General features: G+C 57.1%; 15 protein-coding genes and 1 pseudogene. 4 read left to right on the top strand and 12 right to left on the bottom strand.

What is annotated here, in order from left to right; genetic code table 11:
- Positions 1-87 precede the first annotated feature (87 nt).
- From CI807_RS03645 to CI807_RS03635, 3 genes are all read left to right on the top strand, one after another.
- A complete protein-coding gene (locus CI807_RS03645) occupies positions 88-453 on the top strand; it encodes a type II toxin-antitoxin system RelE/ParE family toxin (RefSeq protein WP_095013760.1) in 366 nt (121 codons plus the stop codon).
- A complete protein-coding gene (locus CI807_RS03640) occupies positions 437-757 on the top strand; it encodes a DNA-binding transcriptional regulator (RefSeq protein ID WP_095013759.1) in 321 nt (106 codons plus the stop codon). The genes CI807_RS03645 and CI807_RS03640 overlap by 17 nt, the downstream gene beginning before the upstream one ends.
- A 95-nt stretch (positions 758-852) precedes the next feature.
- Positions 853-1,011: a YqaE/Pmp3 family membrane protein gene (locus CI807_RS03635; RefSeq protein ID WP_007904205.1), complete on the top strand. Its 159-nt coding sequence runs from the start codon at positions 853-855 to the stop codon at positions 1,009-1,011.
- A 5-nt stretch (positions 1,012-1,016) separates the two neighbouring features.
- Here CI807_RS03635 and pqqE read toward each other — a convergent pair whose 3' ends face one another.
- From pqqE to CI807_RS03590, 9 genes are all read right to left on the bottom strand, one after another.
- A complete protein-coding gene (gene pqqE, locus CI807_RS03630; RefSeq protein WP_095013758.1) occupies positions 1,017-2,147 on the bottom strand; it encodes a pyrroloquinoline quinone biosynthesis protein PqqE in 1,131 nt (376 codons plus the stop codon).
- Positions 2,140-2,415, bottom strand: a complete 276-nt coding sequence (gene pqqD / locus CI807_RS03625) for a pyrroloquinoline quinone biosynthesis peptide chaperone PqqD (RefSeq protein ID WP_095013757.1) — start codon at positions 2,413-2,415, stop codon at positions 2,140-2,142. The genes pqqE and pqqD overlap by 8 nt, the downstream gene beginning before the upstream one ends.
- Positions 2,412-3,164, bottom strand: coding sequence for a pyrroloquinoline-quinone synthase PqqC (gene pqqC / locus CI807_RS03620; protein WP_095013756.1), 753 nt, complete (start codon positions 3,162-3,164; stop codon positions 2,412-2,414). Before pqqC ends, pqqD begins: the two co-directional genes overlap by 4 nt.
- A gap of 11 nt (positions 3,165-3,175) precedes the next feature.
- Positions 3,176-4,087 (bottom strand): pyrroloquinoline quinone biosynthesis protein PqqB, encoded by a 912-nt coding sequence (pqqB, locus tag CI807_RS03615; protein ID WP_028618179.1) that lies wholly within the window; start codon positions 4,085-4,087, stop codon positions 3,176-3,178.
- Between the two features lie 66 nt (positions 4,088-4,153).
- The gene (gene pqqA / locus CI807_RS03610) at positions 4,154-4,228 is read right to left on the bottom strand and encodes a pyrroloquinoline quinone precursor peptide PqqA (RefSeq protein WP_003194766.1); all 75 of its coding nucleotides are present in this window, start codon (positions 4,226-4,228) and stop codon (positions 4,154-4,156) included.
- A gap of 159 nt (positions 4,229-4,387) precedes the next feature.
- A complete protein-coding gene (gene pqqF / locus CI807_RS03605) occupies positions 4,388-6,736 on the bottom strand; it encodes a pyrroloquinoline quinone biosynthesis protein PqqF (protein WP_095013755.1) in 2,349 nt (782 codons plus the stop codon).
- Positions 6,737-6,784: 48 nt separating this feature from the next.
- Entirely contained in the window at positions 6,785-7,579 is a 795-nt protein-coding gene (locus tag CI807_RS03600; protein ID WP_095013754.1) for a carbon-nitrogen hydrolase family protein, read from the bottom strand.
- A gap of 10 nt (positions 7,580-7,589) precedes the next feature.
- Entirely contained in the window at positions 7,590-9,272 is a 1,683-nt protein-coding gene (locus CI807_RS03595) for an NAD(P)/FAD-dependent oxidoreductase (protein WP_095017491.1), read from the bottom strand.
- A 167-nt stretch (positions 9,273-9,439) separates the two neighbouring features.
- The gene (locus CI807_RS03590) at positions 9,440-9,886 is read right to left on the bottom strand and encodes an Lrp/AsnC family transcriptional regulator (protein WP_078734923.1); all 447 of its coding nucleotides are present in this window, start codon (positions 9,884-9,886) and stop codon (positions 9,440-9,442) included.
- A 521-nt stretch (positions 9,887-10,407) separates the two neighbouring features.
- On the opposite strand from CI807_RS03590, the gene CI807_RS03585 reads away from it, so the two are divergent.
- Positions 10,408-11,028: a hypothetical protein gene (locus CI807_RS03585; RefSeq protein WP_157741993.1), complete on the top strand. Its 621-nt coding sequence runs from the start codon at positions 10,408-10,410 to the stop codon at positions 11,026-11,028.
- Between the two features lie 145 nt (positions 11,029-11,173).
- Here the strand turns inward: CI807_RS03585 and CI807_RS03580 are convergent, their stop codons facing one another.
- From CI807_RS03580 to CI807_RS03570, 3 genes and pseudogenes are all read right to left on the bottom strand, one after another.
- Positions 11,174-11,611 carry a hypothetical protein gene (locus CI807_RS03580; RefSeq protein WP_095013752.1) on the bottom strand — a complete coding sequence of 146 codons (438 nt, stop codon included), beginning with the start codon at positions 11,609-11,611 and terminating at the stop codon, positions 11,174-11,176.
- Entirely contained in the window at positions 11,604-12,503 is a 900-nt protein-coding gene (locus CI807_RS03575; protein WP_256578779.1) for an endonuclease/exonuclease/phosphatase family protein, read from the bottom strand. Before CI807_RS03575 ends, CI807_RS03580 begins: the two co-directional genes overlap by 8 nt.
- A gap of 69 nt (positions 12,504-12,572) precedes the next feature.
- Positions 12,573-13,104: pseudogene (locus CI807_RS03570) on the bottom strand (hypothetical protein); the annotation flags it as partial.

Below are 13,104 nucleotides of genomic sequence, written 5' to 3'. Positions count from 1 at the left end.
AGGACTGCCGATGGGGCGCGGAGCGTTTTAGAGTGCTTCGTTTTCAATCTATACCACTGGGTGGTATGTTTGTGGGAAGGGATATCCATGAGGCTTAGGTTGTTCAAAACCCGTAACTTTGCTGATGCAGCGAGCAGGGCCTGGATCTATGATTCTGAGCTAAGAGAAGCGTTTGGCGAATTGCTCAAGGGCCAAGCGGATAATTTGGGTGGTGGTGTTTGGAAGAAGCGCCTCAAGGAAAACCGGCACCGCTCCATTGTGTTGGCAAAGGGCCGGCATTACTGGGTTTATCAATCTCTTTTTGATAAGCAGAGACAGAGCAATATCAGCCCTAAGGAATTGGGTCGGCTTCGTGCGCTGGCTAAGGTCTATGAAAACTTAAGCGAAGCACAGCTCCGATACCTTCTGGATGCCAAGGATTTTGTGGAGATAAATCATGACCAAAAAATATGAAAGCGAAGTACTTGAGTCTGTTCACCAGTCAGCCCTAGCACTGTACGCAATTGGCGCCATCAGCAAAACCACGCTTCGCGAATATGACGAGGCCTGCTTATCTGCGGTCCCTGAGCAAATTCCGGCCGAACAAATCAAGCAGCTTCGTGAAAGCAGCCATGTGAGCCAGCCTGTGTTCGCCCGCTACCTGAACACCAGCGCGTCCACCGTGAAAAAGTGGGAATCAGGCGAGAAGCAACCCAGCGGCATGGCGCTCAAACTGCTGAGCATTGTGAAGAAGCACGGTTTGGAGATTCTTGCCTGACAGTGGCCCAACGCCAGATCCCACTGAACCCTCACGAACGCCCAAGGTCGATTAGCTACACGGCTCACACGAGCCGATTTTCTGGAGCTGACCCCATGGATTTCATTCGTATCATCATCGCCATTCTGTTGCCGCCACTGGGTGTGTTCCTGCAAGTGGGTTTCGCTGGCGCGTTCTGGCTGAATATCCTGCTGACCCTGTGCGGCTACATCCCTGGCATCGTGCATGCGGTGTACATCATCGCCAAGCGCTGAGGCCGTCAGCCTTTTGCGATGAGCCGTGAGTTGCGCTCGTTGCGAAAGGCCAGCTGCTCGATGGTCTGGGTAGCGTGTTCGGCATCTTCGCGCGCTTGCAGGATGATGCCGTGCTGCTCGGACTTGCTGCACACCGGGTCGGCATTGCTCGCGTCCCCCGTGAGCATGAAGGCCTGGCATCGGCAGCCGCCGAAATCTTTTTCCTTTTCATCGCATGACCGGCATGGCTCGGGCATCCAGTCGTAGCCGCGAAAGCGGTTGAAGCCGAACGAGTCGTACCAGATGTGCTGCATGCTGTGGTCGCGCACATTGGGAAATTGCACTGGCATCTGTCGGGCGCCGTGACAGGGCAGGGCGGTGCCGTCCGGTGTCACGGTCAGAAAGATACTGCCCCAGCCGTTCATGCAGGCTTTCGGGCGTTCTTCGTAGTAATCCGGTGTGACGAAGATCAGCTTGCACGGGTGACCTTCGGCTTCCAGCTTGGCGCGGTATTCGTTGGTGATGCGCTCGGCGCGCACCAGTTGTGCCTGGGTCGGCAACAGCCCGACACGATTGAGTTGGGCCCAGCCGTAGAACTGGCAGGTGGCGAGCTCGACGAAGTCCGCTTCCAGCGCAATACACAGCTCGATGATGCGGTCGATCTTGTCGATATTGTGCCGATGGGTGACGAAGTTCAGCACCATCGGGTAGCCGTGGGCTTTTACCGCGCGGGCCATTTCCAGTTTTTGCGCGAAGGCTTTTTTCGAGCCGGCCAGCAGGTTGTTCACCTGTTCGTCGCTGGCCTGGAAGCTGATCTGGATATGGTCCAGGCCGGCTTTCTTGAAGTCGCTGATCTTCTGTTCGGTCAAGCCGATGCCGGAGGTGATCAGGTTGGTGTAGAACCCCAGTCTGCGTGCTTCGGCGATCAGCTCGGCCAAGTCTTGACGTACCAACGGCTCGCCACCGGAAAACCCCAGTTGTGCCGCGCCCATCTCGCGGGCTTCGCGAAACACCTTGAACCATTGCTCGGTACTCAGTTCCTTGCCCTGCTCGGCAAAGTCCAGCGGGTTGGAACAGTACGGGCACTGCAACGGGCAGCGGTAGGTCAGCTCGGCCAGTAACCACAGCGGCAAGCCAACCGGCGGTTTTTCAGGCAAGGGTAATCCAGTGCTCTGCACGGGCGACCTCCATGAAATCCTCGATGTCTTTATCGAGTTCTGGCACGCCGGGGAACTGTTTATCCAGCTCGGCGATGATCGCCGCTACGTCGCGCTCACCGTCGATCAAGCCTCCGATCAGCGCGGCGCTGTCGTTGAGCTTGATCATGCCTTCGGGGTAGAGCAACACATGGCCCTTTTGCGCAGGCTCGTACTGATAGCGATAGCCCTGGCGCCAGGTGGGTTTCTTGCTGCGATCAAAGCTCATAGGGTGATCCCTTTATGCCACACCCGTTGGTCGGTCACGCTGTGATACGGCGGACGCTTGAGTTCGTAGGCCATGCTCATGGCATCCAGCATGCTCCACAAAATATCCAGTTTGAACTGGAGAATTTCCAGCATGCGCTCTTGGCCTTCACGGGTGGTGTAGTGCTGCAGGGTGATCGCCAAACCATGTTCCACATCGCGACGGGCCTGGCCGAGGCGGGTGCGGAAATATTCATAACCGGCAGGGTCGATCCACGGGTAATGCTGCGGCCAGCTGTCGAGGCGCGACTGGTGGATTTGCGGCGCGAACAGCTCAGTCAGCGAACTGCTGGCGGCTTCCTGCCAACTGGCGCGACGGGCGAAGTTGACGTAGGCGTCTACCGCAAATCGTACGCCGGGCAGTACCAATTCCTGCGAGCGCAGTTGGTCCGGGTCGAGGCCAACCGCCTGGCCCAGGCGCAGCCAGGCTTCGATGCCGCCGTCTTCACCCGGTGCACCGTCGTGGTCGAGCAGGCGCTGGATCCACTCGCGGCGGATCTCGCGGTCCGGGCAGTTGGCCAGGATCGCAGCGTCTTTCAGGGGAATGTTGACCTGATAGTAGAAACGGTTGGCGACCCAGCCCTGGATCTGCTCGCGGGTCGCACTGCCTTCGTACATCGCCACGTGGTACGGGTGATGGATATGGTAGAAGGCGCCCTTGGCCCGCAGGGCGGCTTCGAATTCAACGGTGGTCAACGGCGTGTCAGTCATTTCGATCGCTCCTACAATTCAATGCTCATGCCGTCGTAAGCCACTTCGACATTGCGCCGTACCAGTTCCGCTCGCTCGGCAGAGTCTTCATCGAGGATCGGGTTGGTGTTGTTGATGTGGATAAGTACTTTGCGCTGCTTGGGCAATTGCTCCAGCACTTCCAGCATGCCGCCGGGGCCGTTTTGCGCCAGGTGGCCCATCTCGCGGCCAGTGCGGGTGCCGACGCCACGGCGCTGCATTTCGTCGTCGTCCCACATCGTGCCATCCACCAACAGGCAGTCGCTGCCGGCCATAATCTCCAGCAACGGCGCGTCGACCTTGCCCAGGCCTGGCGCGTAGAAGAGTTTGCCGCCGGTGCGCAGGTCTTCGACGATCAGACCGATGTTATCGCCGGGGTGCGGGTCGAAGCGGTGCGGCGAGTAGGGCGGCGCGGCACTGCGCAGCGGCAGTGGGGTAAAGCGCAGGTTGGGGCAGGCCGGGATGCTGAAGCTGGCGTCCAGCTCGATGCGGTTCCAGGCCAGGCCGCCGTTCCAGTGGGTGAGCATGGTGAACAGCGGGAAGCCGGTGCTCAGGTCTTCATGGACCATGTCGGTGCACCACACTTGGTGTGGGCAGCCTTCGCGCAGGCTCAACAGGCCGGTGGTGTGGTCGATCTGGCTGTCCATCAGGATGATTGCGCTGATGCCGGTGTCCCGCAGGGCGCGGCCGGGCTGCATCGGTGCGAAACCCTGGAGCTGCGCGCGGATATCTGGCGAGGCATTGCACAGCACCCAGTTCACACCATCGTCGGAGATCGCGATGGACGACTGGGTGCGCGCCTGGGCCCGCAGGCTGCCATCACGAAAACCCGCGCAGTTCACGCAATTGCAGTTCCACTGCGGGAATCCACCGCCGGCGGCGGAACCTAGAATCTGGACAAACATGGCAGCTCCATCAAGCTCAAAACAAAAACGCCCCGGGCGAACCGAGGCGTTGTATTACCCAGCGGATTAACGGCTGGCGAAGTACATGGTGACTTCGAAGCCGATGCGCAGATCAGTGTAAGCAGGTTTGGACCAAGTCATATTCTTACTCCTACGAAGGGATGGGACGTTTACTACCAAGGAATACATATAGTCCACCTCCAATCGGAGATGTTCAGATGTGTGCGTATGAATGTTACGCAATTCTTTTCAAGTTAGCGCTGTCTTGGTGGAAAAAGCCTTTTGCAGGGGCGGCAATGATCAGTCTGCCGCTTGCCAGATTTCCGAGATGTGCGGACCGTTGGCCACGCAACGCCAGCCGCCTGCAGCGTCGTTCAGTTGCTGGGCGGCAAGCTGCACTGCTTCGCGGGTGCAGGTTTGGATGTGGGATTGAAGGTCGGTCAGGTATTCCGACGAGTGGCCCGCCAAATGGGCATGCCACAGCAGCTCGGCGGCTTGGGCGTTGGGCAGTGTCTGTGCTGAGAATTGCTGCGCCAACGCCGTGTTGCCCATGTCGTCGCTGCTATCGATCAGTGCCGGCAGTTGTTTCAGGAGTACTTGCAGGTGATCAACGATGACTTCCCGCGACACGCTGGGGGATTGCACGCCGAATAGCAGGCCGGTCTGGCCATTGATCTGTCGGATGCCGCTGAACACGGCGTAGCCGATTTGCAGCTCGACGCGCAGGCGCTGGTAGAACGGGCCTTGGATTAGATGGCCAAGCAGTCGCCAGGCGGCTTCATCCGCCAGGGACTGACTTGGCGTTGGGCAAAACAGCAGCAGTGCAGCTTCGTCAGAGTCGGTTTTTATCGCGTGCCAGATACGTTGATTGCTGGGGGACGGCGCGCGGTGATTAATATTCGCGGGTTGCCCTGGCAGCCGAGCCGTTGCGGTCTTGATCGCGGCTTCATGCGCTGCGGAGAAACCCAGTCCCAGGCCTTGCCAGCGCGAAGTGGACCAGGATGCCGATTCGGGATTGTGGCCGTTGCAGCAAGCGGGGAGCGCCTTGAGCAATTCACGGATGGCAATCATCTGTGGTGAGTCGGGTTGAGCCTCTTGCGGTTCATTCAGGCCTTTCGCCAACACGTCCAACACGGCTGGCATGGGCTCCAGTAGCCCAATCATTTTCACCTGCCAGTCCTGGCCCAGGCTTTCGAACGACAATTCGACGCCTGCCTGACCGGCATGCTCGCGCAACGGCTGCAAAGCGTTTTCCAGGCCGGAAGGCGCTGATCGCCATTGCAGATACAGCGCACCTTCATCGCCATCGCCATCGCCTGCCAATGCCTGACTGAATGTCAACGCCGACACTTCCCTACGTCCACGGGAGCGATCCTGGGCAAAGGTGCGCAAGCCACGGTGAGCGCTGGTCTGGCCGCGAATCAGGCCGGCGCGTTCTTCCTTCGCCGGTGGGCGCAGGAATGGGTTGTTCGGCGGCAACTGCCAAGTGTGTGTGGAGGGTGGCAGGTGCAACGAATCAAGCAGGGACTTGAGGGCGACAACGTCCTGTTCCGATAGGTCTTGGCTGTCGTTCCGGGCCAACGCAAGGGCGCCTTGGACCTGCCGTTGACGAGCGGCCAGCAGCGCGAACTCTTCACGCAATGAAGTCCAGTCGCTGTGTGCGAAAAAGCTCAGCCAGTCGTGCAGCAACGCCTCGATCTGCGTGGCTGATTCACCTTGGATGGCGAGGTCGATATCCAACACAGCCTGCCCGGCGAAGTGATAAATCACTGACGCCTGCAGTGCACTCGCCAGTTGCTGCGTCTTCAATTCAGCCAGCAATCCGCCGGGTGCCGAGGCGTTGAGCCAGGAGCAGAGAAACGCCAGTGCTTCCCGTGGCGCATCGCAGGGGATGACGTGGTGCAGGTGATGGTGGGTGATGTGCTGATAGCTCCAAGCATCGCCCTGCATCAATGCTGGTGGAGCGGATTGTGGGCGTAACGGTCCTGAGGTGAGTTGCTCGCTGAACTGCTGTGCCAAGGCTTCCAGCACTTCCAGTGATTGCGGGCCCGCCAAGCTCAAGGTCATCTGCCCGCTCTGATAGAACTGTGTGTGGAATTCCTGCAACGCTTGCTGAAATGCCTCACGCTCCACCGGCAGGCTGTCGGGGTTGCCTGCGTGGAAGCCCCGCAGCGGATGATCCGCCGCGAGTCCTTCAAGCAAAGCGACCTGCTGCTGCGCCTTGGCGTCCTGGGACCAGGCGACGAACTCGGCGTGCAGCACCTCGCGCTCACGCATCTGGTCCTCCAGCGCCAGGCGTGGATGGGTCAGCATGTCAGCCAAGCGCTCCAACCCACCGGCAAACGTTGCATGCGGCAATTCAAAGAAAAAATCCGTGGTGCGCTCACGGGTGCTGGCATTGACCTGGCCGCCATGACGTTGCACGTAGGCCATCAGCCCATCGTTCGTGGGAAAGCGCTCGGTGCCCAGGAACAGCAAATGCTCTAGGAAATGCGCCAACCCCGGCCAAGCCAGCGGCACGTCATGGCTGCCTGTGGCTACGCGCAAAACGGCGGCGCAACGTTTCAGACGTGGCGCATGCTGCAAAGAAACCCGCAAGCCATTGGCAAGGGTCAGGTGAAGGTGCTGAGGGTAGGCCGGCGCAGGCATGGGCAGTTCCGAAACGTAGAATCTGCCTATGCTAACAAACCGGCTGGATCAGGGCTTGTGCAGCGCGCCATACAGCTCGGGGCGACGGTCCTGCAGGTAGTGATTGGCGGCACGGGCATCCAGGATCGACTGACGATCCAGCTCCCCGACGATCAAGGCTTCATCCAGGCCCGCCTGGGCAATGCGCTGGCCATTCGGCGCGGCGATGCTGCTTTGCCCGCAGTACTGGATCTCGCCTTCGTGCCCGCAGTAGTTGGCGTAGACCACATAACACTGGTTTTCGAAGGCCCGCGCCCTCACGGTGACATCGGCGACAAAGTCAAATGGCACCATGTTGGCGGTGGGCACCAGGATCAGTTCGGCACCGGTCAGGGCCAGGCGTCGGGTGTTTTCCGGGAACTCCAGGTCGTAACAGATCAGGAAACCCAGCTTCCAGCCGTTCAGCTCCACCAGCGGGAAGTCATCGCCACCGGCACTGAACATCGAGTGGTCCAGGTCGCCAAACAGGTGCGTCTTGCGGTAGTTGCACAAGCGCTGGCCGTGCGCGTCGATCAGCTGCACGGCGTTGTAGATCTGGCCATCCGCAGCCCGTTCCGGGTAACCGTAGAGAATCGCCAGCCCGGCGCTTTTGGCCAGTTCGGCGATCGCTTGTGCCGACGGACCATCCTGCGCCTCGGCCAAGGCGCCAACGGCCTCGGCGCCGATGTTGTAGCCGGTGAGGAACATCTCCGGCAGCACCAGCACATCGGCACTGGAGGCCTCATGCGCCAAAGCGTGCAGGCGCTTGAGGTTACCGGCCACATCCAACGGTAGCGGTGGGCATTGGTACAGGGCGACGCGCATGTTCAACTCCTTAATCGGCCAGGGCGATTGGCCCGATTTCATCGAATACGTCACCTGGCCCTGGGTTCTCCGGATGAGTGCTGCCACCGAAGTGGGTCATTATGCCCCACACCGCATTCAGCGAAGTCTGCACCGCGCCTTCGACCCAAGCAGGCGTCCAGGACACGTCATCACCGGCGATAAAAATCCCACGTTGTTCGGCGGGCATGTCCTTCTGCATAAAGTGCGCATACATGCGCTGGTTGTAGCGATAGTGGCCGGGCAGCGCGCCTTTGAAGGCCCCGAGGAAATGCGGGTCGGCTTCCCATGACACGGTGATCGGGTCGCCGATGATGCGCGCCTTGATATCGACTTTCGGGTAGATCTTCTTCAGGGCGTCGAGGGCCAGCTTCACACGCTTGTCGATGGGCTGCGGCAGCATTTTCAGCGCGTCGCTCATCCACGAGTACGACAGGCAGATCACTCCCGGCTTGTCGTCGCCGTTATCGAACAGGTAGGTGCCACGGGTCAGGCGATCGGTGAGGGTCATGCTCATCAGGTCGCGGCCGGTTTCCGGATCCTTATCCTTCCAGAACGGACGGTCGACCATCACGAAGGTTTTCGACGATTGCATGTAGCGCGTGCGGTCCAGGGCCATCCACATCTTTTGCGAGAACAGGGTTTCGTCGCATTCGATCTGGGTGGTCAGCAGCCAGCTTTGGCAGGTGGTCAGCACCGCGGCGTATTCGCGGGTGTCGCCATAGTTGTCGGTGACGGCGAAACGGCCATCGGCGGCATGGGCAATGCGCTTTACCCCCGCGCGTGGCGCGCCGCGATGCAGTGAACTCAGGCTGGTGCCCGCCGGCCAGTGCGCGCAGCGCTCCGGCACATGACGCCAGATGCCCATCGGCACCTGGGCCACGCCGCCGACCACCAGATGCTGGTGGTCATCGCAGTTGGTCATCACCACGCGGAAGATTTCCAGCATTGAGTTGGGGAAGTCCGAGTCCCAGCCGCCGGTGCCGAAACCGACCTGGCCAAACACTTCGCGGTGATGGAAGGATAATTTGGCAAATGCCTTGGAGGTGGCGACGAAGTCGTAGAAGGTGCGGTCATCCCACAGCGGCACGAGCTTGTTCCACAGCTCCTTGAGGCGCGGCACGTCACGGTCGCGGATGGCTTGCTGGATATCACCGAACTGCGAACCGGCTTCCAGAGCATCAGCCCAGGCGTCCGCCACTTCCTGGAACAGCACCGGCAAGTCGGAGAGTTTTTGCGCGTAGTGGGTCTGGCCCTCAAGGTCGATGACCGTGCTGCCGGAGGCCGGCGTCAACGGGTTGGGGAAAGGTTTGGTTTCCAGGCCGAGCTTGTCCACGTAGTGGTAGAAGGCGGTGGATGACACCGGGAAGCGCATGCCGCCAAGCTCAGCGATGATGCCTTCGGCGCCTTCAAAGGCCTGGGAGCGCAGGCGGCCGCCCATTTTCGAGGCTTCGTACACCACCGGCTTGAGGCCGAGTTTCATCAGCTCGTAAGCGGCCACCAGGCCCGCGATCCCGGCGCCGACGATCGCCACTTCGGCGCCGTGGTTGGCAGCAGGAATGCTGCCGAGGCCGGCCGGGTGTTCAATCCAGTCATCAAAGGCGAACGGGAAGTCCGGGCCGAAAATGGTGATGGGTTTTTTACCGTCGGCGGGGTGGCGATTGGTTTTGCTAATGGTGCTGGACGGAATGCTCATGGCTGACCTTACTGACGACTCGACGGGACGCGGCCCGTTGAGTATAGGAAAAGATGGCAGTCAGTTTAGGGAGCGTTGCGCTCGTTATTAAGACGCAATGTGTCGTCGAATTGATCTGTTTTTAGTCATAGTGACGAGATCAGTGATCAGATTGGTTGTCCGCGATCCAATTTGTTACTGAGGATGATCGAAGTGGTGGTTTTCTCCACGCCGTCGACGCTGCCGATCTGATCGAGCAATTGGTCCAACTGTTCCGGCGAATCGGTGCGCAGCCACGCGACGTAATCGAACTCGCCACTCACCGCGCACAACTGCTGCACCTGGGCCATGGCACTCAACCGGCGCAACACCTCTTTGCCCGAGCGCGCTTGTACGGTGATGCCCACATAAGCCTGCAAACCACCATCGACCACCCGCTGCCCGAGGCGCACGCCATAACCGGTGATCACCTGGGTTTTCTCCAGGCGCGCCAGGCGCGACGTCACGGTAGTGCGCGCGATGCCCAACTGCCGGGCGAGCATGGCCACGCTCTCGCGGGCGTTGATCTGCAAGGCGGCAATCAGTTGGCGGTCGATTTCATCGAGGACGGGCAAGGTGGGCACTCCAGTGCAGGCGGCAATGGGGCTATATGTTACAGACTTCCAGACACACAAAAGCCGCGCAATGCGCGGCTTTCTTGTTTGGTGGGCCCACACGGACTTGAACCGTGGACCAAAGGATTATGAGCCCGAGTTAAAACACCGTGTTCATTACAGAAAACCAGCAAAATCAGTAGTTTTATAACGCTTTTGTACATATGTGCCGAATAGAGTTACGACCAAATTGGACGGGGATTGGACGGTAAACTCATGGGGTACTGCACAACCTTACAAAACCTTTCACACCGTGCAATGAGTCTACCCCCGCTAAGACCCGCTGCCAGCCTGGCCCAGCGTACTGATTGCACTACCCACCGGGTTTGCACAAAAAACGGACACAAAGCCCGTCGGCGGGAGGGGGATAAGTGCTTTTTCAGACGTTTTTTTATTCGGACGGGGATTTTTCGTTGGTGGACTGATAGATACTGATCTGATTGCATACCGAGGCACAGGAGAGGGCAAGGATGTACGTTTACATGAGCGATGTAGAACGTCTGGTCCGGGAGATGGGACAAGGGGTGGATGAGTCGCTGGAAAGAGTCACTGAACAGTTGATGCCGTTCATTGACGATACTGACTGGGCTATGGTGATAAAACTGCATGCAGCGATTGAGGCGATGATCACGCAAGTGATCCTGGCTCACACGAATCAGGAAAGCCTTAGATCGGTGATCGAGCGGCTACCTCTGTCAGATAATCAGACTGGGAAAGGACGTATCGCTACAGCGCTTGGATTAATCACAAGCAGTCAGTTTGCGTTTCTTCGGAAGTTTTCCGAGTTACGTAATTCTTTGGTCCACAGAGTCGAAAACCTTGATGTGAATCTCAAAGACTACTTTGCAGGTCTTGATAGAGAACAGAAAAAGTCTTGGAGGACCGCAATAGCGTGGACAGCCAAAGGTGGCACGCAACAGACCTCACTAGCGGAAACTCTTGATGATTCTCCTAAGACGACCTTATTTCTTGGCACGCTGCTCCTAGTAAGTCACCTAGCCATTGACGAACAAACATTTCTAGCTAAAAGGCAAGTTGCGGCCGTATCAGAGGAAACCATACGAGAATTGATGGCGGAACACATAGCGAGTGATGATGATTAACTCTCCGTTATAGAATGCTGCGAAAGTGACGCTCTCGGTGAGCGCAGCCCCTGAAAGTAAAAAAACCGCCCCTACAGGCGGTTTCTAACTCCGTATTAAGTCACGACGTTAGCTATTCTCCGTGGTAAGTCATGCAGAACAAAATCTACTCTTTAGGTTTTTGCTCCATTACAGCTTTCAATTTTTTGCCAGTACCGGGCGCCGAGAGCAGTTTGTTCAAAGCATCCTCCAACGCTTCCCTGTCCTCACAGAACATTTCCGTTTCGGTTGTTATTAAACGACATGGATAACCATTCTCGTCGAATTTCCACTCAGCGAGTTCTTTAGGCTGATAAGAAGCTAGCGGGTTGGATGCCACAACTGACCAGCGCTTTCTTCTCGCGAGAAGATCTTCAGCAGAAGCGGCAAACATCGCGAACAGAGGAGTAGCTTTCTCTGCAATGCTGATTTTAATCTTGCCTCCACTAGCTTGAAGTAATTGCTCACTCAGCGCATCAATAACACTATCGATCTCGTCTTTGTTTGCAATTGCTTTTTGCGCTGCCGACATACCTTGATTGAAAGAATCTATAAAATTAACCATTTTGCGCGACCTTTTCGACAATTCCATATACAGGAAGATGATCGAATATGAAATCCGGATTTTTGACCATCTCTACCAACTCCGGGATTTCCACAATTAAATCACTACCGTCACTATATCGCCACTCTCTCGAGGCAAGAAATGCTTGAGAAAACATCAACTGATCAAACGTGTGCCACTTAGTTGTCTGGCCTTTTTTGTAATAATAGCTGCCCGCCCCATGGTGACCCAATGTCTGCTTGCACAAGTGCCTCCAAAAAGGGTTATATAACAAATGTTTCTTTCGACGTACAAGGTCGACATCCCGGCTAGCCATCACTTGCTCGCTAAGAGATTCATCAAAAGGCTCATCATTATAATCGCCCAGCATGATTACATAAGGGCTGCAATCAGAGTCTTCTAACACGCTCTCAAATGAATCTCGGAGTCTCACACCAAATGTTTGTCTATTAGCGTGATGTCGCTCGCACCAGAGCCTACTAGGCCAATGGGAAATGAATAAGTTAAATACTGTTCCATCTTGCAAGACACCCACATCAATTCGCTTGGCAATTTTTAGGGTCGTATCTCCTTTCTGTGAAATTATATCTTTAACTACAAGAACAGCAATTTTCTGATCATTGCAGATATAGCAAACATCGAATTTTGACCTTCCAACCTTAGTTATTCCGGAGTGAAAACTATAGCCCAGCAGGCCGCACGCCTCGGCCATATAGGCAAGATCTTCATCAGACATTTCACCTAAAGCGATAAAATCCGCTCGCAATACATTAATTAAATTTAGTATCACTTGACATGCCAGATCTCTTTGCGCTGATGTTGACCTACTTTTACCTGAAGGGGCTAAGCTAGTGTTCCACCATGCAAATACAAGATAATTCTCAGAAGACACCAACAAGCAACCCTCCATGAGCCTGCCCAGTAAAATGGAGAAAACAACTTAATCTAAATATGCGAAGAATTAAAGTGTGACTGATCCTAGCTCAGCCGATAACAGAGCGGCTTTCGCGGCGTCTGCAGTGAAGGCCGCTGCTGTGGTCGGGACTGGCGTCGGCCCATGCTGGTGAGCCGCGATCTCACTGGCCATCTGCTGGACCAGGTCGAGCGTGTCACACAGGATCTTGAAGATGTTCACGTTTTCAGACCCGACGTGGTTCTTCGGTGCGACCAAGCGCTGACTGGCCCCAGCCACGCTTTTGCGTAGGCCAGCGATCTTCTCAAACATGTCGCTACCCACTGCAGCGTTGTGCTTCTTGCCCACCACCAGGTTAAGGTCGCGCCCGGTCGCCTGGTGCATGTCGTCGACGGCGGCGAGCGTGGCGGTACCGGCTGAGTTGAGCTTGAGCGCGCCCAGGGCGTTAATCCGTTTGATGCCCCCCACTTCCTCAGTGGAATGGTTTTCCACCGCCTGGACGTGGCTTTGGTACTTCTCACTGTTGCCCAGGGTTTCCACTTCGCGCTCCAGTGAATGATCGCGGATCTTGCCATCGGTC

The sequence above is a fragment of the Pseudomonas sp. NS1(2017) genome (assembly GCF_002269425.1).
Classification (GTDB): domain Bacteria; phylum Pseudomonadota; class Gammaproteobacteria; order Pseudomonadales; family Pseudomonadaceae; genus Aquipseudomonas; species Aquipseudomonas reactans.
This window is presented reverse-complemented; position numbering and strand designations above follow the sequence as displayed.

Excerpts from the sequence above, each read along its gene's own strand:
- CI807_RS03645 (WP_095013760.1), top strand. The coding sequence starts at position 88 with ATGAGGCTTAGGTTGTTCAAAACCCGTAACTTTGCTGATGCAGCGAGC.
- CI807_RS03640 (WP_095013759.1), top strand. The coding sequence starts at position 437 with ATGACCAAAAAATATGAAAGCGAAGTACTTGAGTCTGTTCACCAGTCA.
- CI807_RS03635 (WP_007904205.1), top strand. The coding sequence starts at position 853 with ATGGATTTCATTCGTATCATCATCGCCATTCTGTTGCCGCCACTGGGT.
- pqqD (WP_095013757.1), bottom strand. The coding sequence starts at position 2,415 with ATGAGCTTTGATCGCAGCAAGAAACCCACCTGGCGCCAGGGCTATCGC.
- pqqC (WP_095013756.1), bottom strand. The coding sequence starts at position 3,164 with ATGACTGACACGCCGTTGACCACCGTTGAATTCGAAGCCGCCCTGCGG.
- pqqB (WP_028618179.1), bottom strand. The coding sequence starts at position 4,087 with ATGTTTGTCCAGATTCTAGGTTCCGCCGCCGGCGGTGGATTCCCGCAG.
- pqqF (WP_095013755.1), bottom strand. The coding sequence starts at position 6,736 with ATGCCTGCGCCGGCCTACCCTCAGCACCTTCACCTGACCCTTGCCAAT.
- CI807_RS03600 (WP_095013754.1), bottom strand. The coding sequence starts at position 7,579 with ATGCGCGTCGCCCTGTACCAATGCCCACCGCTACCGTTGGATGTGGCC.
- CI807_RS03585 (WP_157741993.1), top strand. The coding sequence starts at position 10,408 with ATGAGCGATGTAGAACGTCTGGTCCGGGAGATGGGACAAGGGGTGGAT.
- CI807_RS03580 (WP_095013752.1), bottom strand. The coding sequence starts at position 11,611 with ATGGTTAATTTTATAGATTCTTTCAATCAAGGTATGTCGGCAGCGCAA.